At 30.8% G+C, this 23,035-nt stretch carries 22 protein-coding genes and 1 pseudogene; 12 read left to right on the top strand and 11 right to left on the bottom strand.

The genetic code is table 11. From position 1 onward, the window contains the following. Position 1 precedes the first annotated feature (1 nt). From hemF to hemA, 8 genes are all read right to left on the bottom strand, one after another. Complete coding sequence (gene hemF / locus JL193_RS15930; RefSeq protein ID WP_207973506.1) at positions 2–904, bottom strand: oxygen-dependent coproporphyrinogen oxidase; 903 nt, start codon at positions 902–904, stop codon at positions 2–4. Positions 905–999: 95 nt separating this feature from the next. Next, positions 1,000–2,031: a uroporphyrinogen decarboxylase gene (gene hemE, locus JL193_RS15925; protein ID WP_207971712.1), complete on the bottom strand. Its 1,032-nt coding sequence runs from the start codon at positions 2,029–2,031 to the stop codon at positions 1,000–1,002. 238 nt (positions 2,032–2,269) lie between these two features. After that, entirely contained in the window at positions 2,270–3,559 is a 1,290-nt protein-coding gene (gene hemL / locus JL193_RS15920) for a glutamate-1-semialdehyde 2,1-aminomutase (RefSeq protein ID WP_207971711.1), read from the bottom strand. A gap of 121 nt (positions 3,560–3,680) precedes the next feature. Further along, positions 3,681–4,649, bottom strand: a complete 969-nt coding sequence (gene hemB / locus JL193_RS15915) for a porphobilinogen synthase (protein WP_207971710.1) — start codon at positions 4,647–4,649, stop codon at positions 3,681–3,683. Between the two features lie 406 nt (positions 4,650–5,055). Then, positions 5,056–6,126, bottom strand: a complete 1,071-nt coding sequence (locus JL193_RS15910) for a hypothetical protein (protein WP_207971709.1) — start codon at positions 6,124–6,126, stop codon at positions 5,056–5,058. A gap of 161 nt (positions 6,127–6,287) precedes the next feature. Continuing rightward, positions 6,288–7,118: a hypothetical protein gene (locus JL193_RS15905; protein ID WP_207971708.1), complete on the bottom strand. Its 831-nt coding sequence runs from the start codon at positions 7,116–7,118 to the stop codon at positions 6,288–6,290. Positions 7,119–7,137: 19 nt separating this feature from the next. Continuing rightward, positions 7,138–8,745, bottom strand: coding sequence for a hydroxymethylbilane synthase (gene hemC / locus JL193_RS15900; protein WP_207971707.1), 1,608 nt, complete (start codon positions 8,743–8,745; stop codon positions 7,138–7,140). A gap of 10 nt (positions 8,746–8,755) precedes the next feature. Then, the gene (gene hemA, locus JL193_RS15895) at positions 8,756–9,991 is read right to left on the bottom strand and encodes a glutamyl-tRNA reductase (RefSeq protein WP_207971706.1); all 1,236 of its coding nucleotides are present in this window, start codon (positions 9,989–9,991) and stop codon (positions 8,756–8,758) included. Positions 9,992–10,196: 205 nt separating this feature from the next. Between hemA and JL193_RS15890 the strand changes: the two genes are divergently transcribed. The 6 genes from JL193_RS15890 (at position 10,197) to JL193_RS15865 (ending at position 14,317) form a co-directional block, all read left to right on the top strand. Next, positions 10,197–11,081: a helix-turn-helix domain-containing protein gene (locus JL193_RS15890; protein ID WP_207971705.1), complete on the top strand. Its 885-nt coding sequence runs from the start codon at positions 10,197–10,199 to the stop codon at positions 11,079–11,081. Between the two features lie 36 nt (positions 11,082–11,117). Next, on the top strand, positions 11,118–11,618 hold the full coding sequence (locus JL193_RS15885) for a TrmH family RNA methyltransferase (protein ID WP_207971704.1): 501 nt from the start codon (positions 11,118–11,120) through the stop codon (positions 11,616–11,618). Next, positions 11,615–12,220, top strand: coding sequence for a hypothetical protein (locus JL193_RS15880; RefSeq protein WP_207971703.1), 606 nt, complete (start codon positions 11,615–11,617; stop codon positions 12,218–12,220). Before JL193_RS15885 ends, JL193_RS15880 begins: the two co-directional genes overlap by 4 nt. Before the next feature lie 33 nt (positions 12,221–12,253). Beyond that, positions 12,254–13,270 (top strand): ferrochelatase, encoded by a 1,017-nt coding sequence (hemH, locus tag JL193_RS15875; RefSeq protein WP_207971702.1) that lies wholly within the window; start codon positions 12,254–12,256, stop codon positions 13,268–13,270. 38 nt (positions 13,271–13,308) lie between these two features. After that, a complete protein-coding gene (locus JL193_RS15870) occupies positions 13,309–13,563 on the top strand; it encodes a hypothetical protein (protein ID WP_207971701.1) in 255 nt (84 codons plus the stop codon). A gap of 178 nt (positions 13,564–13,741) precedes the next feature. Continuing rightward, complete coding sequence (locus JL193_RS15865; protein WP_207971700.1) at positions 13,742–14,317, top strand: CopD family protein; 576 nt, start codon at positions 13,742–13,744, stop codon at positions 14,315–14,317. Between the two features lie 141 nt (positions 14,318–14,458). Here JL193_RS15865 and recR read toward each other — a convergent pair whose 3' ends face one another. Then, the gene (recR, locus tag JL193_RS15860) at positions 14,459–15,076 is read right to left on the bottom strand and encodes a recombination mediator RecR (RefSeq protein ID WP_207971699.1); all 618 of its coding nucleotides are present in this window, start codon (positions 15,074–15,076) and stop codon (positions 14,459–14,461) included. Positions 15,077–15,174: 98 nt separating this feature from the next. Between recR and JL193_RS15855 the strand changes: the two genes are divergently transcribed. The 5 genes and pseudogenes from JL193_RS15855 to JL193_RS15835 all read left to right on the top strand — a co-directional run bounded on the left by JL193_RS15855 (position 15,175) and on the right by JL193_RS15835 (position 19,896). Continuing rightward, the gene (locus tag JL193_RS15855) at positions 15,175–16,608 is read left to right on the top strand and encodes a sodium:solute symporter (protein WP_207971698.1); all 1,434 of its coding nucleotides are present in this window, start codon (positions 15,175–15,177) and stop codon (positions 16,606–16,608) included. A 1-nt stretch (position 16,609) separates the two neighbouring features. Continuing rightward, positions 16,610–17,257: a pyridoxamine 5'-phosphate oxidase gene (gene pdxH, locus JL193_RS15850; protein ID WP_207971697.1), complete on the top strand. Its 648-nt coding sequence runs from the start codon at positions 16,610–16,612 to the stop codon at positions 17,255–17,257. A gap of 35 nt (positions 17,258–17,292) precedes the next feature. After that, on the top strand, positions 17,293–17,781 hold the full coding sequence (locus JL193_RS15845; protein ID WP_207971696.1) for a SixA phosphatase family protein: 489 nt from the start codon (positions 17,293–17,295) through the stop codon (positions 17,779–17,781). 11 nt (positions 17,782–17,792) lie between these two features. Further along, positions 17,793–18,688: pseudogene (locus JL193_RS15840) on the top strand (Ppx/GppA phosphatase family protein). Positions 18,689–18,795: 107 nt separating this feature from the next. Further along, complete coding sequence (locus JL193_RS15835; protein WP_207971695.1) at positions 18,796–19,896, top strand: OmpA family protein; 1,101 nt, start codon at positions 18,796–18,798, stop codon at positions 19,894–19,896. Between the two features lie 379 nt (positions 19,897–20,275). Here JL193_RS15835 and JL193_RS15830 read toward each other — a convergent pair whose 3' ends face one another. Then, positions 20,276–20,770: a thioredoxin family protein gene (locus tag JL193_RS15830; RefSeq protein ID WP_207971694.1), complete on the bottom strand. Its 495-nt coding sequence runs from the start codon at positions 20,768–20,770 to the stop codon at positions 20,276–20,278. A 91-nt stretch (positions 20,771–20,861) separates the two neighbouring features. Next, positions 20,862–21,887: a tetraacyldisaccharide 4'-kinase gene (gene lpxK / locus JL193_RS15825; protein ID WP_207971693.1), complete on the bottom strand. Its 1,026-nt coding sequence runs from the start codon at positions 21,885–21,887 to the stop codon at positions 20,862–20,864. Positions 21,888–21,939: 52 nt separating this feature from the next. On the opposite strand from lpxK, the gene JL193_RS15820 reads away from it, so the two are divergent. Further along, complete coding sequence (locus JL193_RS15820) at positions 21,940–23,034, top strand: Nif3-like dinuclear metal center hexameric protein (protein WP_207971692.1); 1,095 nt, start codon at positions 21,940–21,942, stop codon at positions 23,032–23,034. Position 23,035 lies beyond the last annotated feature (1 nt).

Here is a 23,035-nt window from a genome sequence, read left to right as displayed (position 1 = left end):
GTTACACCCAATTTTTAGGCTTTTCTAACACTTTTAAAAGTTTTTCTTCTTCGGAATTTTTCTTCGGATAATAATTGTATTTCCACTGCACAATGGGTGGTAAACTCATAAGAATACTTTCTATTCTTCCGTTTGTTTTTAAGCCAAAAAGGGTACCTCTATCGTGTACTAAATTAAATTCTACATAACGCCCTCTTCTTACTTCTTGCCAATCTTTATGTGTTTTAGAATATAATAAACCTTTTCTTTTCGCTACAATTGGAACGTAGCTTTCTAAAAAACGATTACCAACTTCTGTCACAAAATTATATCTATCTTCTATGGTAAATTCTTCTGTTTCTTTTAAATAATCGAAAAACAAACCTCCTATTCCACGAGCTTCGTTTCTGTGAGAATTCCAAAAATATTCGTCACACGTTTTTTTAAACTTCGGATAAAATTCTGGATGAAATTTATCACAAGTGCTTTTACACACGGTGTGAAAATGTGTTGCATCTTCATCAAATAAATAATAGGGTGTTAAATCTTGTCCTCCACCAAACCATTGCGTTACTATATTTCCAGTTTCATCATACATTTCGAAATAGCGCCAATTTGCATGTACAGTTGGTACAAAAGGATTTCTTGGGTGCAACACTAAACTCAATCCGCATGCGAAAAAATTACCTTCTTCTACTCTAAATTGTTTTCTTAACGCCTCTGGCAATTCTCCAAATACTTTAGAAATATTTACACCTCCTTTTTCGAAAATTGCACCATTTTCTATCACGCGAGTTCTACCTCCACCCCCTTCTGCTCTTTTCCAATTGTCTTCTTGGAAGGTTGCTTTTCCGTCTAAAGTTTCTAATTTTAAAGTAATTTGGTCTTGTAAATTTTGTATGTATTCAAAAAATTTATCTTTTATAGATGCTTTCTTTTCCAACTTATTGTTTTGTTTATTTTTATGTAAGGTTTTGTTTTCCTGCAAGGTTTTGAAAACCTTGCAGGAAATTGATAAAATTAAAACGGACTCTTATATTCTTTTACAGCATCGATAAACGCTTTTGCATGGTCTAGAGGAATGTTGGGTAAAATTCCATGTCCTAGGTTTACAATGTATTTATCTTTTCCGAATTCGTTAATCATTTGCGTTACCATTTTCTTGATTTCTGAAGGCGGAGAAAACAATCTTGCTGGATCGAAATTACCTTGTAAAGTAATATTTCCGCCAGATAAATAACGTGCATTTCTTGCTGAACAGGTCCAATCTACCCCTAAAGCAGCAGCTCCTGATTTAGACATTTCATTTAAGGCAAACCAACATCCTTTACCAAAGGCAATTACGGGTGTTTCGTCTTTTAATGCATTTATTATTTGCTGTATGTATTGCCAAGAAAATTCTTGATAATCTACTGGAGACAACATTCCGCCCCAAGAATCGAATACTTGTACTGCATTTACACCTGCTACAACTTTTGCTTTTAAATAGGCAATTGTAGTGTCTGTAATTTTTTGTAATAAACTATGTGCAAGTACAGGGTTTGTAAAACACAGTTCTTTTGCTTTGTCGAAATTTTTAGAGCCTTGACCTTGTACACAGTAACATAAAATTGTCCAGGGTGAGCCTGCAAAACCAATTAATGGAACTTCGTTATTTAGTTTTTCTTTGGTAACTTTTATGGCATCCATTACGTAGCCTAAAGTATCTTGAATGTCTGGTACAATTACCGAATCTAAATCTTTTTGTGTACGAATTGGATTGGGCAAATAGGGGCCAAAATTGGGTTTCATTTCTACTTCAATATTCATGGCTTGTGGAATGACCAAAATGTCTGAAAATAAAATTGCGGCGTCCATTCCATATCTTCTAATGGGCTGTACTGTAATTTCTGATGCCAATTCTGGAGTTTGACAACGGGTAAAGAAATCGTATTTTTTTTTGATTTCTTGAAATTCTGGTAAATATCTTCCTGCTTGACGCATCATCCAAACTGGTGGCCTGTTTACAGTTTCTCCTTTTAAGGCTCTTAAAAATAAATCGTTTTTTATCATAAGTTTAAGCGCAAAAGCGCTAAGTTTTTTTTTGCAGAGACGCAAAGGTTTTTATAACTATTCTTGGCGAACTTTGTGTTTACCTCTGTTTCTTTGCGGTTTTTATAAATTATTTACTACTCTTTTTATTCGACAATTATTTTATGCCGTTTATCTTTTGTAATGGTGTTATTTTCTAAAACCTACCTATAGCCTATATCTAATTTTATTTCTTCATAAACTTATAAGGTAATATTTTTTACATTTTACTCACAGCCTGCATCGCTTTATCAACTGCATTTGCTATTATTTTAATGTCTTTATCTTTTAAGGCTGATGATAAAAACCAGGCTTCAAACTGACTTGGAGGTAAAAACACGCCGTTTTTTATCATTTCCCAAAAGAAAACTGCAAATTTATCTGTGTTTGAAGTTTGGGCTTGTTCGAAATTTGTTACTTTAAGGTTTGTAAAGAAAGGGTTTAGCATAGAACCAAAACGATTTACTACTAAATCTACATGGTATTTTTTTGCTGTTTCTAATAAAATAACTTCTAAAATGCTTCCAACTTCTTCAAACTTTTTATACGGATTTTGTTTTTTTAATTCTATTAAAGTTGCAATTCCTCCTGCCATGGCAATTGGATTTCCACTTAAGGTTCCTGCTTGATACATGCCTCCTAAAGGTGCTACTTCTTGCATAATTTCTTCTCTTGCTCCGTAAGCTCCTACTGGAAAACCTCCACCAATTACTTTTCCTAAACAGGTAATATCTGCTGTTATGCCCAATAATTCTTGTGCTCCACCAAATTTAGAACGGAAACCCGTCATTACTTCATCTGCAATTAATAAGGCGTTTTTAGATTCTAAATATTTTTTTAATTCTACTAAAAATCCGTTTTGTGGAATGGCAACACCCATATTACCACAAATTGGCTCGATAATTACACCAGCAATGTCTTCGTGTTTTTCGAAATGTGCTTTTACACTGGCTAAGTTATTGTATTCTGCAATTAACGTATTTTTTACGGCACCTTCTGGAACTCCTTTTGAACCTGGCATGCTTAATGTTGCCAAACCAGAACCTGCTGCTACCAATAAAGAATCTTGATGCCCATGATAACAACCAGAAAATTTAATAATTTTGTCTTTTCCTGTAAATGCTCTTGCCAAACGAACTGCACTTAAAACAGCTTCTGTTCCGGAGTTTACAAATCTTACCTTATCCATTCCAGGAAAAGCACCGCAAACTATTCTGGCTAATTTTAGTTCTGCTTCTGTAGAAGCTCCAAAAGAATAGCCATTTTTTAAGGCTTTATCGACTCCTTTTTGTACTTTTTTATGACGATGACCTAAAATCATTGGGCCGTAAGAAAGTACTAAATCTACATACTCGTTACCGTCTGCATCTGTAATTTTGCTTCCTTTTGCTTTTTTGATAAACAACGGATTTCCACCTACTGAAGAAAAAGCTCTTACTGGAGAATTTACAGCACCTACTAAGTGTTGTAATCCTTTTTTATATAATTTTTGTGATTTTTTAAATTTCATAATTGTTTTATTTATTTGTCTGGTCGAGCGCAGTCGAAGCCTCATTAAATCTATCGAGAACTGCGTTCGTTACTTTCAATTAAAAATTATTTTGATTGAAAGTAATGCTCGAAGAGACATTCTAACTTTGTTTCAATAATACTCTCGCTGCTTCTTTCGCAAAATAAGTAATAATAATATCTGCTCCTGCTCTTTTCATTGAGAGTAAACTTTCTAGCATTACTTTTTCGCCATCAATCCAACCTTTTTCTGCGGCTGCTTTTATCATTGCGTATTCTCCACTTACATTATAACATGCAATGGGTCTGTCGAAATTATTCTTTAAATCACGAATAATATCTAAATACGATAAGGCTGGTTTTACCATTAAAATATCTGCTGCTTCTTGATCGTCGAAAATTGCTTCGCGCATTGCTTCGTCTCTGTTTGATGGATCCATTTGATAGGTTCTTCTATCTCCAAAAGTTGGTGCAGAATCTGCAGCATCTCTAAATGGCCCGTAAAATGCTGAGGCATATTTTACGGAATATGCCATAATTGGCAAGTTCGAAAAACCTGAATTGTCTAAAGATTTACGCACCATATCTATGGTGCCATCCATCATTCCTGAAGGTGCAACCATATCTGCACCTGCTTTTGCATGCGAAATAACTTGTTTTGCTAAATTTACCAAAGTTGCATCGTTATCAACATCATTATCGTGTATGATTCCACAATGTCCGTGCGAGGTGTATTCGCAAAAGCAAACGTCTGTAATTACATACAAACTTGGGTAATTCTTTTTGATAAAACGAACTGCTTTTTGTATAATTCCGTTATCATTCCAAGTTTCTGTGCCTTCATCGTCTTTGTTTGATGGAATTCCAAATAATAAAACTGCAGGAATATCCAGTTCTACAACTTCGTCTAATTCTTTCGAAATTTGATCTAAAGAGTAACGTTTAATTCCTGGCATTGAAACAATTTCTGTTGTTATATTTTCGCCTTCTTCAATAAAAAGTGGATATATAAAATCGTCTATAGAAAGTTTTGTTTCTCTTACCAATCTTCTAATTCCTTCTGTTTTTCTTAATCTACGGGTTCTAAACATATAAAATTTCTGTTTTCTCTAGAGGAGAGTATCATGCAAATTGTGCGGTTAGTAATTTATTTATCTTTAAAATTCAAAAATATTAATAATATTGATTAAATAACTCCAAAAATACAACTACTTGTAATACAAAAGTTGTACACCAGTATTAAAATTAGCAGCTACACACCAAACTGAAAATATTTGCGGATTTTTAGAAATAGGCGAGAACAAGCAATTACTTATAGCCATTTTTGTATGCTAGCTTTTTTATTCGTTAAATGCTTTTTCAAAATCAGTGATAATCATTTTATTCATATTCATAATTACTCTACTATGAGTAGTTGCGTAGGTTAGCACTTAATTTTGCAATTACACACAAACTGAAAATTCGAGAGGATTTTCAGAAACAAGCGAGGACAAATAATTAGTTTTTTAATAACAAATCGATTCCTTCTTTTAAATGTTTTGTCCAACTTCTATGCCCCCCCTCAAAGCCAATAACATTTGCTCCTTTTGATTTAAGGAATTTAATTTCATCATCAGTTAGTTTTCCGACATTTTGGTCACTTTTAGCATATAAATAGGTGAGATTTGACAAATCAGTATTTTCTAACAGTTTCGTGTATCTGTTATGTCCGAAACCAGCAGCTATTTTACGTATATTAACGGTGGTTACTTCATCATCAGATCTACTTCCCACTACAACATTAATAGCATCTTCTTTAAAACTTGCGGCAATACCTTTAGAATAGGCTTTCCATATTTCTTCTGTCATATCTAGTCTTCCAACCGCTAAAAGATATCCATCAGCTATATTCCCATATTCCGCAATGAGACCTTCTCCCACAAAAGATCCAAATGAAATACCTACGATATACACCTTTTTGTTTTCTGATTTAAAATAACTTATGAGGTCATATAACATTTTAGAAGTCTCTTTACTGTAAGCTTTGGCTTGCTCAAATGAAATTTCGCTCATTATAAATTTTTCAGGCTTTAAGGTTTGTGCCTGATGCACATTGATTAAAAAATATTTATCCTCATTAATATCTCCAGCTTCTTTAAAAATAGATTTAAAACTATCTGTCAAAAGATTAATCATTGGCCCACCTTGTGTATTTATAATAACAGTATTACTATTGGGGTTGCCAAAGGAATAACCTAATTTTTGTAAAGATTCAGGCATGTTTTTGTACCTAATCCTTATGTCTTCAGCCTTTGTTTTAGATTTAGCAACGACTAAGGCTATATAGTTTCCATCCTTGTCAACAAACATATGTGGCTGTAGTTTTTGTTGTATTACCAGTGGCATCACTTCTTTAAGTGTTGTTTTAGTGCCGTCTTCATAATAAACCAAATCCAAACTTGTTGGAAGTGGTTTTTTCATGAGTTTATCCATTGTGATTAGTTTTAAACTATCAGGTATAAATGAATATTTTTGAGCATGAATTAATGTAGATATACATATACAAATTACTAAAGTTATTGTTTTCATTTTTATTTGTTTTAATTAGAATTCTTTATTCTTTACAACGTGTTGTATATGGTTTGTTACTTAGTTTAGCAAATAAAAACCGAATAGAAAATCCTTACGGATTTTGGTAAGTAGGCTTATATCAGCAATAAGTTATATGCGGCTTAAGTGTGGAGTTTTTTTTAAATTCTTAAATATAATTCAGTTCTTACAGGAGTTTCATTAATATATCCTGGTGAATAATTCAATTTTTCTATTATTAATTCCGTTATTTTCTCTTTTTGTTCAGTTGTTAGTTTTTCCGAAGTTCTTAATTTAATTGACTCTTTTAAAACTTTTCCTTTTGTATCTATTGAAAACAAAATTGATATTTTATTTATCTTAAAAACGGAGTTTAATTCTATTTTGAAACTTTTAATATTTAATAATAATTCAGGTTTCTTGTCTGTATATTTAATTTTATAAGCATTAAATGAATTAATAAAATCATATTTCTTTTTGTATTTATTTTCTTCATTTTCAGCCATTTCTTTACTCTTAATTTTAAAAGTAATAATTTTAGAGTTGACTATTTTTTTTGTTTGATTAGAAATCTCATTTATTTTTAATTCGTAATTAATATTTATTTGGTCATTTGTTTTGAATGGATTTTTGCTAAATTCAATTTTTGAATTTGCTACTTTAAATTCAGTTGAATTCTCATCAATTACATCTGTCCAATAATTATAAAATGCTGATTTTATTTTTAAATTTTCGTTAACTTTTATTAATGTAGTTTCTCCAGTAAAACCTGAATATAAACAATTATAAATCCAAATTTCATTATCTGAAACTCGTTCAAAAAGAACTTTTTCAGATTTATCAAGTTCATTCGTATTGATTTGGTTTTCTTCTAAAACTTCAACACTACTTACTTTTTCAATATTTTTCGGTTTTTCTCCATTTTTTTTGCCTGAACAAGAAAAACTAAAAGTTATAATTAAAGCAAATATTATGTTTAAAGTTCTACTCATAAATGTTTTACAACTCCTATTAACACAAAAACCCTTCTTCTTTGGAGAAGCTTTCTTTTACCAAATCCAAAACACTTTCTACATCTGGCATGTTTGCCACTTTTACATCTTTAAAATGTTTTCTGGCTGCTACTGCTGTAGTTTCTCCAATACAAAAAGCAGTTTTGTTGGTTGTATTTTCTTCTAAATAACTTTTAATTCCTGATGGACTGTAAAATAATACTCCAGAAACATCATCTGCTATTTTTACTGGACTTAGCATTGTTTTGTAGGCTTCTACTTCGTTTACAATAATATCATGCGCTTGTAAATAGGTGGGCAAAACATCTAACCTTATATCGCTACAGAAATAAGTTACTTCTTTTATGTTTGTTTCTTTAGCAATATATTCTGCTAATTTTAATCCGTTTTTGGCAACTTTTGTTACTTTACCAATTCTTTTTTCAATTAGTTTCTTAGTTCTTCTACCAACACAAAAAATATTCTTGAAATCAAGTTCGTCTTTTGTAAAAGAATTTAAAATTGCTTCTACTCCATTCTGACTAGTAATTACCACATTTTCGTGTGGTGTTTTGATCACTTTTGCAGGAATTCTATTAAAACGGATTTTAATAAAATCGCTATCTTCTATTCCTATGGTGTTTGGCAATGTTTTTTTCTGAATTTCTGATAACTTCTTGGTTGAATATACTTTGGCTTTTATTGGAGAGGCTCCTTCAATATCTTCAAGAATTAATTCTTTTCCTCCTCTATTGATAATGTAATCTGCACAGTCTTTTGCTAAAAATTTATGTTTTCCTAGTTTTGCGGTTTTATTAACTGTTAGCTTTTTGGTACCATCTTTTTTTAATAAAACCCCTTTAAAGTTTATTTCTTCGGTTTTAGCATCTACATAGGCCAAAGCTCCAATTGGTGCTGTACAGCCACCTTCTAATAATCTTAAAAATTCGCGCTCTACTCCTACACAAACTTTAGTTTCGTGATGATTTAATTGTTCGCAAGCATCTAGAACATAATCGTCTTTTTCTAAAGCAGCAACCATAATTGCGCCTTGTGCTGGGGCTGGTATCATCCAAGAAAGATTTACTGCACCTTGTTCTCTAATACCCAATCGTTCTAATCCTGCCGCTGCAAAAACAGCTCCATCCCAATCGTTGTCTTGTAATTTTTGCAAACGTGTGTTTACGTTTCCTCGTAAATCTACTACTTTATGGGTAGGATAGCGATTTAACCACATTGCTTTTCTTCGTAAACTTCCTGTTGCAATGGTTGCATTTGGTTGAGCGAAAAACTCTTCTGTGTCTTTTAACACTAAAATATCGTTGTAATTTGCTCTTTTTAAAACTGCGGCTTGCACAATTCCTTCAGGTAAAGAAGTGGGTACGTCTTTTAAAGAATGTACTGCAATGTCGATATCGCCATTTAACATTGCTATGTCTAAATTTTTAGTAAAAACACCTGTAATTCCTAATTCATACAAAGGTTTGTCTAAAACAATATCGCCCACAGATTTAATAGGAACTATTTCGCTTTCATACCCTAATTCGGTTAACTCTTTGCGTACTTTATTAGCCTGCCAAAGCGCTAATTGGCTATCGCGGGTTCCTATTCTTATTATTTTTTGCATGAAATTTTTATTAAGATTGAAACACTTTTTGAATGACTTCGATACTTTCTGTTACCGAAGTTTCATCATCTTTTAAATGTTTTACAAACTGTGTAGTAATTTTTTGGATAAAACGTGAAGTTAAAATTTCTGCTTGATTTTCATCAAAATTAACAATTTTCTTCTTCTGAAAATTAATTTCATCATTTTTAATAGATTCTAAAGACTCTTTTAAAGCGGCAATTGCAGGCGTAAATCTTCGATGGTTTAACCAAGCATTAAAATCGGTCTTATGGGTTTCTATAATGCTTTCTGCAAGAGGAACTTCTGCCAAACGAACTGCTAAAGTTTCGTGCGTAATTTTAGAAAGTTCATCTACATTTATTAAAGAAACGCCACTAAAATCAGTAACCTCTTTTGCCACATTTTCTGGCATCGATAAATCTAAAATTAACAATTTTTTATTTAACGAAATGTGGTTTTTGGTAATTGTAGGTTTATTAGAACCTGTTGAAACTATTAAAACATCTGCATTTGCTATCTCTGTTGGCAATTCTTCAATTACAGATTTTCTTATAGAAGTGTGCTCTTTTACGAATTCAGTGGTTTTTTCTTCTGTTCTATTAATTAAACAAACAGATTTATTCTGTGTATATTTTGCTAAATTTTTGCAGGTATGTTTTCCCATTTTACCCAAACCAAATACCAAAATATTTTTGGAATTGTAATCTGGTAAATTTTTAATAATATATTGCACAGCTGCGTAAGAAACAGAAGTTGTTCCTGAGCTTAATTTGGTTGTATTCTTAACTTTTTTACTCGCTTGTAAAACATTATTTACCAAACGCTCTATGTACGCATTTGTGGTTTTTAAACTTTTTGCTAACTTATACGATTGCCTTAATTGACCTACAATTTCGTAATCGCCCAAAATTTGACTTTCGAGACCTGTGCCAATTCTAAACAAATGGTTAATTGCCTCCTGGTTTTTATTAACATTACAAACACTGTTAAACTCTTTCGCAGTTCCTTCAGAAAAATCGCAAAGCAACTCTATTAATAGGCAAGGTCGGTTTGCAAAACCAAAAATTTCGGTTCTGTTACAGGTAGAAATTATAAAAATTCCAGAAATACCTTTTTCTTTTGCAGACTGTAAAAGTGCTGTTTGGTTTTCTTTAGATACAGAAAACTTACCACGCATCTCTGCATCTGCTTTCTTGTAACTAACGCCAATATTGTAAAAGTGCTCTTGCCCTAATGCTTTCATAAAATCTAAAAAGATGATACAAAAGTAAAAACAACATTTATAAAAAAGTATCGCTAGAAGAACTTTTAATAACGATAGATGTTTTTTAAATTTTATTTGCTATTAAATTGCTAAAAAGCCTTATTTTTGCAGTGATAGAAAGGATTTATTGATTTCTAATATAGAATGATTCTAAATAAAAGGAATTTAAAAACAGCAAAGCAACATGTTTAAAAATGTCGGAGAAAGTACTTTTGAAGAAATAACTCTCGATAAAGGTTTTTATGTATTTCATTTTCAGAACGAAAGCAAAGAAGTGCAAAATTTTGACAGAGCAATAAATAGCACTTTTATACAGATGCATTTTTGCTTGCGAGGAAAATCTAAATTCTTTTTTAACGATGGTTCTTATTCTTTTGATGTTTTAGACAACCGATCTATCTTATTATACAACCCGCAAAGAACGCTCCCTATTAACTTAGAAATTCAGCCGAAAACCACCTTGGTTTCTTTGTTAATTTCTATTGAAAAATTCCACTCTTTATTTTCTAAAGAATCTGGCTATATTCCTTTTTTAAGTGACGAAAATAGTAATAAAAAATATTACGACGATACTGAAATAAAACCAACAGTTTCTATCGTTTTACAACAAATTATCAATTCGAATATTAACAGTTCTATTAGAGATTTGTATGTAAAAGGAAAAGTTTACGAATTGTTGAGTTTGCATTTTCAGCATGAAGAAAATACAGATGCAGAATACTGTCCGTTTTTGGTTGATGAGCAAAATGTCTTAAAAATTAGAAAAGCAAAAGAAATTATTATCTCTAGAATGGCAGAACCACCAAGTTTGCAAGAATTAGCCAACGAAATTGGTTTAAATCTTAAAAAATTAAAAGAAGGATTTAAACAAATTTATGGAGATACAGTGTACAGTTTTTTGTTTGACTACAAAATGGAACACGCCAGAAGACTGCTAGAAAGCAATAAATATAATGTAAACGAGGTGGGTGTTCAAGTAGGCTACAGTACTGCTAGCCATTTTATTGCCGCGTTTAAAAAGAAATTTGGCACAACTCCGAAGAAATATGTAACGAGCTTAAAGCAGTAGGCAGTTTACAGACTTTAAAACTTTGAAATTATAAATTTGAAACAATTAACACATTACGATATCGAAAATAAACAGCAACAATTTCCAATAACCATTGTTTGTGATGCAATTCGAACACCAGAAAATATTGGAATGTGTTTTCGAATTTCAGAAAGTTTTGGTGTCGAAAAAATTTATTTCCATGAAAATTCGCCTACTATAGAAAATAGAATTGTTAAGAAAACGGCAAGAAACACAATTAACCAAATTAAACATGATATATATACTAATTTTGCAGAAATCATCTATAAATTAAAAGCAGCAGGCAACACAATTATTGGTATAGAAATTACTGATAAAAGCATAAATATTCAAGATTTTAATTTTAAAAATCACGAAAAAATCGTTTTACTTTTGGGAAGCGAAAGAAACGGAATCGAAAACATCGATTTAGTAGATTATACTATTGCCATACCCATGTTTGGTAGAAATTCGAGTATGAATGTTATACATAGTTTGGCGATTACTTTATATGAAGTTACAAATCAATTAAAATGAAAAAAATAATTACTTTTTTAATTTTAATTATTTCACTGAACTTATTCAGTCAGCAAGATATTTCTATTAAAGGTAAATTGTTTTTTTCTGATGATTTTTATAAAACTTTTCCTAATTTATTAGTTAAAATAGATTCATCTTCAGAGTTTATTCAAATTAAAGAAGATGGAAATTTTGAAATTAAAACACCGATAAAAAAAGAATCTTATCAATTATTCTTTTATTACGGAAACATAAAGTTTAAAGAATTTGATTATGAGTTTGAATGGACAAAACGTAAAAAAGCAAAATCCATTTCTTTAGCAGAAAAGTGTGAGGTTAATAAATTCATAGCACGAAATGATTACAAAAAGAAAAAATTAAAAATTTTCATTTTCAATGAAAATGAAAATGAAAAACTAAAGAAAAAAGATAAAAGGATTCAAAAAAGAGCTTCATTTGAATACATCAAAATTCCATTAAATAAAATGATCAATTATGATTGTTATTTAGATTATAATGAATGGGTGTACACGATTTTTAATCACACCACCAAAAGAAAATATTTAGATAAATTAAGAAAAGATGTTATTGGCTATTTTCATAGATATAGTCATAGATAATTAAATAGATACTGAAATAAATTCAGCATAAAAATGAAAGGAATATTATTAAACAATTTAGGATCACCAGATTCAACAGAAACCAAAGACGTTAAAAAATATTTAGAAGAATTTTTAATGGACGAACGTGTAATTGACATTCCGTATTGGAAACGTTACGCATTAATAAAAGGTATTATTTTAAATTTTCGTCCTAAAAAATCGGCAGCTGCCTACAAAAAAATTTGGTGGGATGAAGGTTCTCCTTTGGTTGTAATTTCAGAAAGATTTACTGAAAAAGTAAAACAAAAAGTAGCTATTCCTGTAGAATTGGCCATGCGTTATGGATCCATGTCTATGGAAAAAGGAATTAAAAATTTGGTTGACAAAGGCGTAACTGAAATCTTTTTAGTGCCTTTATACCCTCATTATGCAATGTCTTCTTACGAAACTGTAGTTGTTAAGGCTGAAGAAATTTTGGCAGAAAAATATCCGAACGTAAAGTTAGATGTTTTGCCACCTTTTTATAATAAGCCCGATTATATAAAAGCGATGAGCAATAACATTGCAAACCATTTAAATGGTTTCGATTACGACCACATCTTGTTTTCTTATCATGGAATTCCAGAAAGGCATATTAAAAAATCGGATCCAACTAATAGCCATTGTAAATTAGATGGTTCTTGTTGCGAACGTAATTCTGTAGCACACCATACATGTTATAGGCACCAATGTTTCGAAACAACCAAAGAAGTTGCAAAATTCTTAAATTTAAAAGAAGGTACTTATAGCAATTCTTTTCAATCTCGATTATTAAAAGATCCTTGGCTAAAACCTTATACAGATTTTGAGTTAGAGAAATTTCCTTCAGAAGGGAAGAAAAAATTAGCCGTTATTACCCCTGCTTTTGTGGCAGATTGTTTAGAAACTTTAGAAGAAATTGCGATGGAAGGTAAAGAAGAGTTCTTAAAATTCGGCGGAACAGATTACAAACACATACCTTGTCTAAACGACAACGAAGACTGGGTAGATGTTATGGTTTCGTGGATTAAAGATTGGGAAAATCAGTAATATTCAGTTAGCAGTCGCAGTTTTCAGTAGCAGTCGCAGTGGCAGTAGCAGTGGCAGTAGCAGTGGCAGTAGCAGTGGCAGTAGCAGTGGCAGTAGCAGTGGCAGTAGCAGTGGCAGTAGCAGTGGCAGTAGCAGTGGCAGTAGCAGTAGCAGTAGCAGTAGCAGTAGCAGTAGCAGTAGCAGTAGCAGTGGCAGTAAAAAAATTAAAATCTTTACGTTTTTACAAATTTACGAGAAATATTAGCAACTTTCAGTTGAAGTCGCAGTTTTCAACTTTAGAATATCAAATTTGATTATCAAGATCTAAACACAATTAATATAACAAATGTCAGGCTGAGCTTGTCGAAATCTCTGTCTGCAGTTGGCAGTCGCAGTTTGCACACTGTCAGTTCGAGTGATTTCGATTTTTCATCGAAATTGTATCGAAAACAACTTTGAAACTTTGAAACTTTGAAACTAAAATTATAAATTATGGATTTTCTATATATAAAAGCACTACACATTATTTTTATTGTAACCTGGTTTGCAGGATTATTTTACATTGTTCGTTTGTTTATTTACCAAACAGAAGCTGAAAATAAATTAGAACCTGCAAAAAGCATTTTACAAACGCAGTATAAGTTAATGAGCAAAAGGCTTTGGTATATTATTACGTGGCCGTCTGCAATTTTGGCTAGTATTTTCGGTTTTTGGATGTTATATCAAAATCCGTCTTACATAACCGAATCTTGGATGCTGGTTAAATTGGCATTCGTTTTGGCTTTGTATTTTTATCATGGTTTTTGTCAGAATATTTATAGCAAACTTCAAAAAGATATCGTAAAATATTCGGCATTTAAATTACGAATGTTTAACGAAATTTCTACCATTATCTTATTTGCAGTTGTTTTTTTAGTAACTGTAAAAAGTGCCATAAATTGGATTTGGGGCGTTGTAGGAATTATTCTTTTTGGTATTTTAATGATGTTAGGAATTAAACTCTACAAAAGAATTCGCGAAAAAAAATCTTGGGAAAAAGCAGAAAAAGAGGTTTTGGAAGAGGAATAGTTGGTCGTTTTCAGTCTTAGTAATAAATCAAAAAACTTTGCGCCTTTACAACTTTGCAAGACATAAATTAAAGAATTTACAAATCTTACTTTTAATTGAGCAAACGACTGAAAACTGCCACTGAAAATTGAATACCAATTTTTAACTTCTAATACTTTGCTCGAAAGGAATTCTATTTACAATAGATCTTCCTAAAGTAACCTCATCTGCATATTCCAATTCATCTCCCACAGAAATTCCTCTTGCAATGGTTGATGTTATAATTTTATATTTTTCGATTTGTTTAAAAATATAGAAATTAGTGGTATCTCCTTCCATAGTAGAACTTAACGCAAAAATTAATTCTTTTATTTCACCCTTTTCGATTTTATGTATTAACGATTCTATTTGTAAATTTTGTGGTCCAATTCCTTCAATAGGAGAAATTTTTCCGCCTAAAACATGGTAGAGTCCGTTAAATTGAGCCGTACTTTCAATTGCCATTACATCTCTAATATCTTCCACCACACAAACAATTTCTGGTTTTCTTTTTGGGTTATTACAAATATCGCACAATTGTGTATCTGAGATATTATGGCATTTTTCGCATGTTTTTACATCGTTTCTTAAATGCAACAAAGCTTCAGACAAATATTTTGTATGGTCTGTTGGTTGTTTTAACAAATGTAAAACCAAACGCAATGCTGTTCTTTTACCAATTCCTGGCAAACGAGACACTTCATTTACAGCGTTTTCTAATAATTTTGATGAAAAATCCATAGTTTGCAAATTTAACTGATTAAAGAGAAAAGAATCAAGAAAAAAGAAAAAAGACTTCTAAAAAACATATATTCGTATCACAAAAAAATTATTTAATAATGCAACCAATTTATATTGTACTTTTAATAATTGCCTATTTTTCTGTTTTGATATTTATTTCTTACATCACAGGAAAATCCGCAGATAATAAAACATTTTTTAAAGCAAATAATTCTTCACCTTGGTATTTGGTTGCTTTTGGTATGATTGGTGCTTCACTTTCTGGAGTTACTTTTATTTCGGTACCTGGTTGGGTAGAAGCCCAAAGTATGAGTTATTTTCAAATGGTTTTAGGTTATGTGGTTGGTTATGCTGTAATTGGTTTGGTGTTACTACCACTCTATTACAAACTAAATTTAACTTCAATTTACACCTATTTACAAGATCGTTTTGGTGAATATTCTTATAAAACGGGCGCCTCTTTTTTCTTACTTTCTCGAACAATTGGTGCCGCTTTTAGACTGTTTTTAGTTGCAAATGTGTTACAAGTTATTTTATTCGATGCATATGGAGTTCCATTTTGGGTAACTGTTTCCATTACCATTTTGCTAATTTGGTTGTACACCTTTAAAGGAGGCATTAAAACCATTGTTTGGACAGATACTTTACAAACATTATTTATGCTAATTGCTGTGGGGGTTTGTATTTACACAATTTCAAATGAAATGCAAATTAGCAATATCTTTTCTTATGTTGCTGATAACAAACTCTCTAAAACTTTCTTTTTTGAAGACCTTAATGCCGGAAATTATTTCTGGAAACAGTTTTTAGCAGGAGCTTTTATTGCAGTTGTTATGACAGGCTTAGACCAAGACATGATGCAAAAAAACTTAACTTGTAGAAACTTAAAAGATGCCCAAAAAAACATGTTTTGGTTTACAATTGTTTTGGTAATTGTAAACTTTTTCTTTTTAGCACTAGGAGTTTTACTAACAGATTACGCACAAAAAAATGGCATTGATGCACATAAAGACCAACTTTTTCCGATCATTGCCACCAAAGGAAGTTTAGGTTTGGCTACTGCAATGTTCTTTTTATTAGGTTTAATTGCGGCTGCATATTCAAGTGCAGATTCTGCTTTAACCTCATTAACCACCTCTTTTAGTATTGATATTTTAGAAATTGATAAAAAGAAAAACAAAAAAGAACAAGAAAAAATAAGAAAAAGAATTCATGTTTTTTTCTCTTTTTTACTAATTGCTGTCATTTTAATTTTTAAGTATTTTATTGCAGATGCCAGTGTAATTGCAAAAATATTTACATTCGCTGGCTACACTTACGGTCCTTTATTAGGTTTATATGCTTTCGGTTTGTTTACAAAATTAAACGTAAAAGACAAAATAGTACCAGCAATTTGTATTATTGCGCCAATTCTTACTTATACTATTAGTTCTTATAGCAAAGAAAAACTAGGCTTCGATTTCGGCTTTTTTGTATTGGTATTAAATGGTTTTTTAACTTTTGTTGGTTTATATTTGTTTCAAAGAAAATAACATGCAAAAAGATTTAAGCAACTATCGAAAATCGTACGAAAAGCAAGAGCTTTTAGAAAGTAATTGCCCAGAAAACCCGATGGAATTATTCCAGACTTGGTTTCGAAATGCAGAAGAATCGGAATCTGTAGAAGAAACCAATGCAATGACAATTTCTACAATTGGAAAAGATGGTTTTCCAAAAAGTAGAGTCGTTTTATTGAAAAAATTTACTTGGGAAGGTTTTATTTTCTACACAAATTACACTTCAGAAAAAGGAAAAGCAATTGAAGCAAATAACAACATATGTTTGTCTTTTTTCTGGCCAGCTTTAGAGCAACAAATTATTATCAAAGGAAAAGCAGAAAAACAAGCAGAAAATTTATCTGACGGTTATTTCGAATCGAGACCCGATGGAAGCAAACTAGGTGCTTGGGCATCTAACCAAAGCGCTGTTGTTTCGTCAAGAAAAGAGTTAGAAGAAAACTTAATTTCATTAGAAAAAAAATTTAATGGAAAAGAAATTCCAAGACCTAAACATTGGGGCGGTTATTTGGTAAAACCAATCTCCATAGAATTTTGGCAAGGAAGACCCAATAGAATGCACGATAGAATTAGATATTCGCTGCAAGAAGATTTTTCTTGGAAATTAGAAAGATTGGCACCATAAATTTTTATATTTACATTTTAACAATTAAATTATAAATGAAAACATTATATATTGTTAGACATGCAAAATCTTCTTGGGAATATTCTGGAATAGAAGATATTGACAGGCCTCTAAAAAAACGTGGTATAAAAGACGCACATTTAATGTCTAACTTTTTAGCAAAAACGGTAGATAAACCAGATGTTTTTATATCAAGCAGTGCTAATAGAGCATTGCACACAGCAGTAATTTTTTGTGAAAACTTAAGTTACCCACATGCAAATCTTCAAATAAAAAGACAATTGTACAGTTTTAGCGACGGTTATTTGGTAAAAACAGTTAATGCTTTAGACGATGCTTTTAACTCTGCAATTATCTTTAGTCACGATCATGGAATTAATACCTTTGTAAATAAATTTGGCAATACACCCATTGCACATGTTACTACTTGTGGCATTGTTGGCATTCAATTTAAAGAAAAACATTGGAAAAATATTAGAAAAGGAAAAACCTTTATGGTCGAATTTCCTAAAAATCATAAATAAATAAAGTTAATTTGTTAGAAATAAAAAAATTTGGAGCAATAGATATTGGTTCTAATGCGATTCGTTTGCTAATTTCGAACGTTATTGTTTCCGAAGATAAAGAACCTCAGTTTAAAAAATCTTCTTTAGTGCGTGTTCCTATTCGTTTAGGAGCAGATGCTTTTGTGAGTGGTAATATTAGTGATGCAAATATCACAAGAATGATAAACGCCATGGAAGCTTTTAAATTATTAATGAAAGTTAATGGTGTAGAACGCTACAAAGCCTGTGCTACATCTGCAATGCGAGAAGCTGCAAATGGAAAAAAAGTTGCAGAAATAATTCTTACAGAAACAGGAGTGCAAATAGATATTATTGGAGGTAAAGAAGAAGCAGCTATTATTTCTTCGACAGACTTAAATCAACTAATACAAGGAGATAATTCTTACCTATATGTAGATGTTGGTGGAGGTAGTACAGAATTTACACTTTTTTCTAAAGGAAGAATTATTACTTCTAAATCTTTTAAAATGGGAACCGTTCGTTTATTAAACAATAAAAAAGCGGTTAACAAAGAAATTTTTGCCAACGTAGAAAAGTGGATTAAAAAAATACCAAAGACTTAAAAAGAATTTCTTTAATAGGTTCTGGAGGAAATATAAATAAACTCTTTAAAATGTCTGGGCGAACAGAAGGCAAACCTATTTCTTATATTTACTTAAATGCTCAATATCAATTTTTAAAAAATATGTCTTACGAAGAAAGAATTTCGGAGTTAAGTTTAAATCCAGATAGGGCAGACGTTATAATACCAGCTACAAAAATTTACTTATCTGCAATGAAATGGAGCGGTTCAAGAAAAATCTATGTCCCAAAAATTGGCCTTTCAGATGGAATTATAAAAAGCTTATATTTTAATAAATTGTAAAGTTTTTAACTTTTATTTAACATTTTTAAATATTTTTAATATCTTTATCGTGACTTCTAAATTTTTAGTGTGTCAAAACAATACAAGAAATCAAAAACTATTTAATTATGAAGAAAATTTTACTTAGTGCAACTTTTTTAATGTTAGGTGCAGTTGCATTTGGACAAGATTTGCCAGAAAACCCAGAACCAGGAAAATGTTATGTACGTTGTAAAACCCCTGAAGTTTGGAAAAATGAAGATGTTACTATAGAAGTAGCACCTGCTTACAAAAAAATTGTTACTTACCCTGCACAATACAAAACTGTTACAGAAAGAGTATTAGTAAAAGAAGCTGGGCAAAAATTAGTAATTGTACCTGCTGTTTGGGAAACAAAAACGGTTACTTATACTGCTAAAGAAGATGCAAACAAGTTAAGTGTTATAAAAGCTACTTTTAATCCAGATTCTAAAGTAATTGAAACAAAAGCGGCTTCTGCAAACTGGGAAATGAGCGAAAAAGCTCCAGATTGTGAGTCTAGCGATCCTAACGACTGTAGATATTGGTGTTATAAGCCAGTTCCTGCACAATTTGTAACTGTGCCATTAACGGTTTTAGACAGAGATGCATCTACAACTTCTACTCCTGTTCCTGGATACGAAAAAACGTACACAAAAAGAGTAATGGTTACCCCACCAACTACAAGAACTGTAGAAATTCCTGCTGTTTATGGAAACATTACAAAAACTGTGTTAGTTAAAGATGCTTGGAAAGAAGAAGTTACTGTTCCTGCAAAATACAAAACAGTTACTAAAGAAGTATTGGTAAATAAAGGAGGGTTAACTACTTGGAAAGAAGTTGAGTGTGAATTAGTAAACAACACTCCATTACCAATTACATGGAACTTAGGTAGTGCAACTTTAACAAGTGGTGCAAAAAGAATTATTGACTCTAGATTATTACCAATCTTAAAAGATGGAGTTGCTGTAGCCATTGAGTCTCATACAGATTCTCGAGGAACAAAAGAAAGCAACCAAGATTTATCTGAAAGAAGAGCACAAGCAGTAACTAATTATTTAATTTCCAAAGGAGTAAATCCTAGCCAATTAACTGGAAACGGTTTTGGAGAAAGAAGATTAACAAATAGATGTGCAGATGGTGTTTCTTGTACAGAAGCAGAACATAGAGCAAACAGAAGAACTACATTTAGAGTTATTAATCAGAAATAATTAAATAACCAACCGTTCTTAATTATTAAGAAAACCGAAGCTTTGCCTTCGGTTTTTTTGCTTTATATTTGGGAAAATGTTTACGAATTGTAATCTAATTGAGCATTAAAAGTTTATGAATCTAAGTTCGATATAAAAATTATACCATTTCTTGTTTGAAATTATGGTAAAAGAAAATAATATTTTTTATTTGAAACAAAAAAAGGCAGTTACAAAAGCAAATTTAACTGTTATTTTTAGCATTACTAAAATCAAAATATATTTTGATTGAAAGTAGCTAACAAAGTTATCGAAAATATAAAATACTGAAATTCAATAAATAAGATTTCTTCACTACAGTCGAAATGACAAATTTTAATACTTTAGAGACAGCCTCTGTTTAATAATTTTCTATAACAGCTTGTAAAAAGGGATAATAATATTCTGTAAGAATAAGTCCTTTTTTATAACCAATTATTCTTCCTTTATGATTTACCATTACTAAAGTTGGAAAAGACTTTACCTTATATTTTCGTTTCAAATCGCTATTAACCTGTAGTTTATCTGGTGCAAGCAAATCTGTATTTCTAGGAAGATCTGCTTCGTATAAAATTAAGTCTTTATCTGCTAATCCTTTAAATTTTTCTGTATGAAACAATTTTTTATCTAAAACTTTACAAGGACCACACCAATCTGACCCAGTAAAATATATTAAAACCGGTTTTTTCTCTTTTTTAGATTTTTTTAAGGCACTTTTAAAGGAGTTTTCCCAATTTAAAAAAGGCACTTCTTCTACGTTTAAAGAATCTACTTCAATTGGGTCTAAATCAATATCAATTTGTGCAAAACTATTTGTAACAACTAAAGAAACAAATAAAAGAAATAAATATCTCATTTTTAATGATTTTGGTATTTTTATCAAAAGTATCAAAAATAATTCCAAAATAAAAAAACGGTAGATTATTAAAGAAAATAAACTGTAAAAATTATTTAAATTCTTGAATATGGCTGGTTATTAGGTTGTTAAATACAGGTTCTTTTTTTTCTAAAAATAAAGTTTCAATCGATAAATAAGCAACTTTATCGATTTTATACATCAAACGAACATAATCTTTTTCTGTTGTAAGAATTATTTTTTTGGTGGAAGGTATTTCGTTAATTCGTTGTTGAATGTCTTTAATTTCTTGGTTCGAAAAATAATGATGGTCTTGAAATTTTAAATGCTGAAAACGAATTCCTTCACTTTTTAAATAAGCTCGTAAGGGTGTAGGATTGGCAATTCCTGTAATTAATAAAACTTCGTAATCTTTTAATTCTTCCATAGAAATAGAAGTGCTCCCAGAAAGTGAGTTTGCATACTTAATCGTAGTAAAAAAAACTTTTTTACAATAAACACTCAATTTTTTTTTGATAGTTTCTTGTTCTTTAGAACTTAAATTATTCGGACATTTTGTAACCAGAATAACGTCTGCTCTTTCTGCACCTTTTTTACTTTCTCTTAAATTACCCGTTGGAAGCAGAAAATCATCTACAAACAAATCTTTATATTTTGTGAGTAAAATATAAAAACTTCCTTTTACTTTTCTATGCTGGTAGGCATCATCTAACAAAATAACTTCTGCATTATTTTCTGCAATTAAACGACCAATACCTGCTACCCTATTTGCATCTACAGCAACTTTTATATTTTTAAATTTATTAAAATACTGCAAAGGTTCGTCTCCAACATCTTCTGCAACATGTGTGTTTTTTAACAATACATAACCTTTTGTTTTGCGTTTATAACCTCTACTTAAAACTCCTATTTTATAGTTCTTTTTTAACAATCTTATTAAATATTCTATTTGTGGCGTTTTGCCTGTTCCACCAACACTTAAATTACCAACAACAATAACTGGAATTTTAAATGAAGTTTCTTTAAAAACGCCAACATCAAAAAAATAATTACGAATTCTAGTAACGATGTCGTAAATAATGGCAAATGGAAACAATAAAAATCTAAGTAATTTCATCTCCGTAAAAATACATTAAAAATGTTAACTTTGAATTTAGAAAAGTAATCAAATGAAGATAAAAGAAGTTACCAATTATTTAGAAAAGTTAGCACCTTTGCAATATGCCGAAGATTTTGACAATGTTGGTTTGCTGGTTGGAAATTACGATTTAGAAGTTTCTGGAATCTTAGTAACCTTAGACACTTTAGAGCAAACTGTAGAAGAAGCAATTGCCAAGAATTGTAACTTAATTGTTAGTTTTCATCCCATTATTTTTGAAGGAATGAAAAAATTTAACGGCAATTCGTATGTAGAAAAAGTGGTTTTAAAAGCCATTAAAAATGATATTGCAATTTATGCTACCCATACAGCTTTAGACAACTCTAAAAACGGAGTTTCAGCAAAAATGTGTGAAGTTTTAGGACTTACAAACACTAAAATTTTAATGCCTAAAAAAGGAATTATAAAAAAATTAACCACTTATATTCCTTCAAACAATGCTTCAACTTTAAGAACAGCGCTGTTTAACGCTGGCGCAGGAAATATTGGCAATTACGACCAATGTTCTTTTAATACAGAAGGTATTGGAACTTACAGAGGAAATGAAAGTTCGAATCCAGTAGTTGGAGAAAAAGGAAAATTACACAGCGAAAAAGAAACAAAAATTAGTATTGTTTTTGAAAGTAAAAATGAAAGTAAGATTCTAAATGCACTACAAAAAAATCATCCTTACGAAGAAATTGCATACGAAATAACAACGACCGAAAATGTACACCAAAATATTGGAATGGGAATGATTGGCGAACTTCCTTTAGAAATAGAAGAAAAAGTTTTTTTACAGTTTTTAAAACAAACCATGAAAACAGATTGTGTAAGACATTCTAATTTTATCAATAAAAAAATTAAAAAAGTAGCCGTTTTAGGTGGCTCTGGAAGTTTTGCTATTTCTAATGCTAAAAAAGCTGGTGCAGACGCTTATGTGAGTGCAGACTTTAAATATCACGATTTTTTTAAGGCTGAAAACCAAATTTTATTAGCCGATATTGGGCATTATGAAAGCGAACAGTTTACAAAAAACCTTTTGGTTGATTATCTTACGAAAAAATTCACTAATTTTGCAATCATTTTATCAGAAAAAAGTACAAATCCTATTTATTACATATAAA

The organism is Polaribacter batillariae, from assembly GCF_017498485.1.
GTDB lineage: Bacteria > Bacteroidota > Bacteroidia > Flavobacteriales > Flavobacteriaceae > Polaribacter > Polaribacter batillariae.
This window is presented reverse-complemented; position numbering and strand designations above follow the sequence as displayed.

Bases quoted from the DNA above. Each gene is read 5' to 3' on its own strand.
- hemE (WP_207971712.1), bottom strand. From the start codon at position 2,031: ATGATAAAAAACGATTTATTTTTAAGAGCCTTAAAAGGAGAAACTGTA.
- hemL (WP_207971711.1), bottom strand. From the start codon at position 3,559: ATGAAATTTAAAAAATCACAAAAATTATATAAAAAAGGATTACAACAC.
- hemB (WP_207971710.1), bottom strand. From the start codon at position 4,649: ATGTTTAGAACCCGTAGATTAAGAAAAACAGAAGGAATTAGAAGATTG.
- JL193_RS15910 (WP_207971709.1), bottom strand. From the start codon at position 6,126: ATGAAAACAATAACTTTAGTAATTTGTATATGTATATCTACATTAATT.
- JL193_RS15905 (WP_207971708.1), bottom strand. From the start codon at position 7,118: ATGAGTAGAACTTTAAACATAATATTTGCTTTAATTATAACTTTTAGT.
- hemC (WP_207971707.1), bottom strand. From the start codon at position 8,745: ATGCAAAAAATAATAAGAATAGGAACCCGCGATAGCCAATTAGCGCTT.
- hemA (WP_207971706.1), bottom strand. From the start codon at position 9,991: ATGAAAGCATTAGGGCAAGAGCACTTTTACAATATTGGCGTTAGTTAC.
- JL193_RS15890 (WP_207971705.1), top strand. From the start codon at position 10,197: ATGTTTAAAAATGTCGGAGAAAGTACTTTTGAAGAAATAACTCTCGAT.
- JL193_RS15880 (WP_207971703.1), top strand. From the start codon at position 11,615: ATGAAAAAAATAATTACTTTTTTAATTTTAATTATTTCACTGAACTTA.
- hemH (WP_207971702.1), top strand. From the start codon at position 12,254: ATGAAAGGAATATTATTAAACAATTTAGGATCACCAGATTCAACAGAA.
- JL193_RS15865 (WP_207971700.1), top strand. From the start codon at position 13,742: ATGGATTTTCTATATATAAAAGCACTACACATTATTTTTATTGTAACC.
- recR (WP_207971699.1), bottom strand. From the start codon at position 15,076: ATGGATTTTTCATCAAAATTATTAGAAAACGCTGTAAATGAAGTGTCT.
- JL193_RS15855 (WP_207971698.1), top strand. From the start codon at position 15,175: ATGCAACCAATTTATATTGTACTTTTAATAATTGCCTATTTTTCTGTT.
- pdxH (WP_207971697.1), top strand. From the start codon at position 16,610: ATGCAAAAAGATTTAAGCAACTATCGAAAATCGTACGAAAAGCAAGAG.
- JL193_RS15845 (WP_207971696.1), top strand. From the start codon at position 17,293: ATGAAAACATTATATATTGTTAGACATGCAAAATCTTCTTGGGAATAT.
- JL193_RS15835 (WP_207971695.1), top strand. From the start codon at position 18,796: ATGAAGAAAATTTTACTTAGTGCAACTTTTTTAATGTTAGGTGCAGTT.
- JL193_RS15830 (WP_207971694.1), bottom strand. From the start codon at position 20,770: ATGAGATATTTATTTCTTTTATTTGTTTCTTTAGTTGTTACAAATAGT.
- lpxK (WP_207971693.1), bottom strand. From the start codon at position 21,887: ATGAAATTACTTAGATTTTTATTGTTTCCATTTGCCATTATTTACGAC.
- JL193_RS15820 (WP_207971692.1), top strand. From the start codon at position 21,940: ATGAAGATAAAAGAAGTTACCAATTATTTAGAAAAGTTAGCACCTTTG.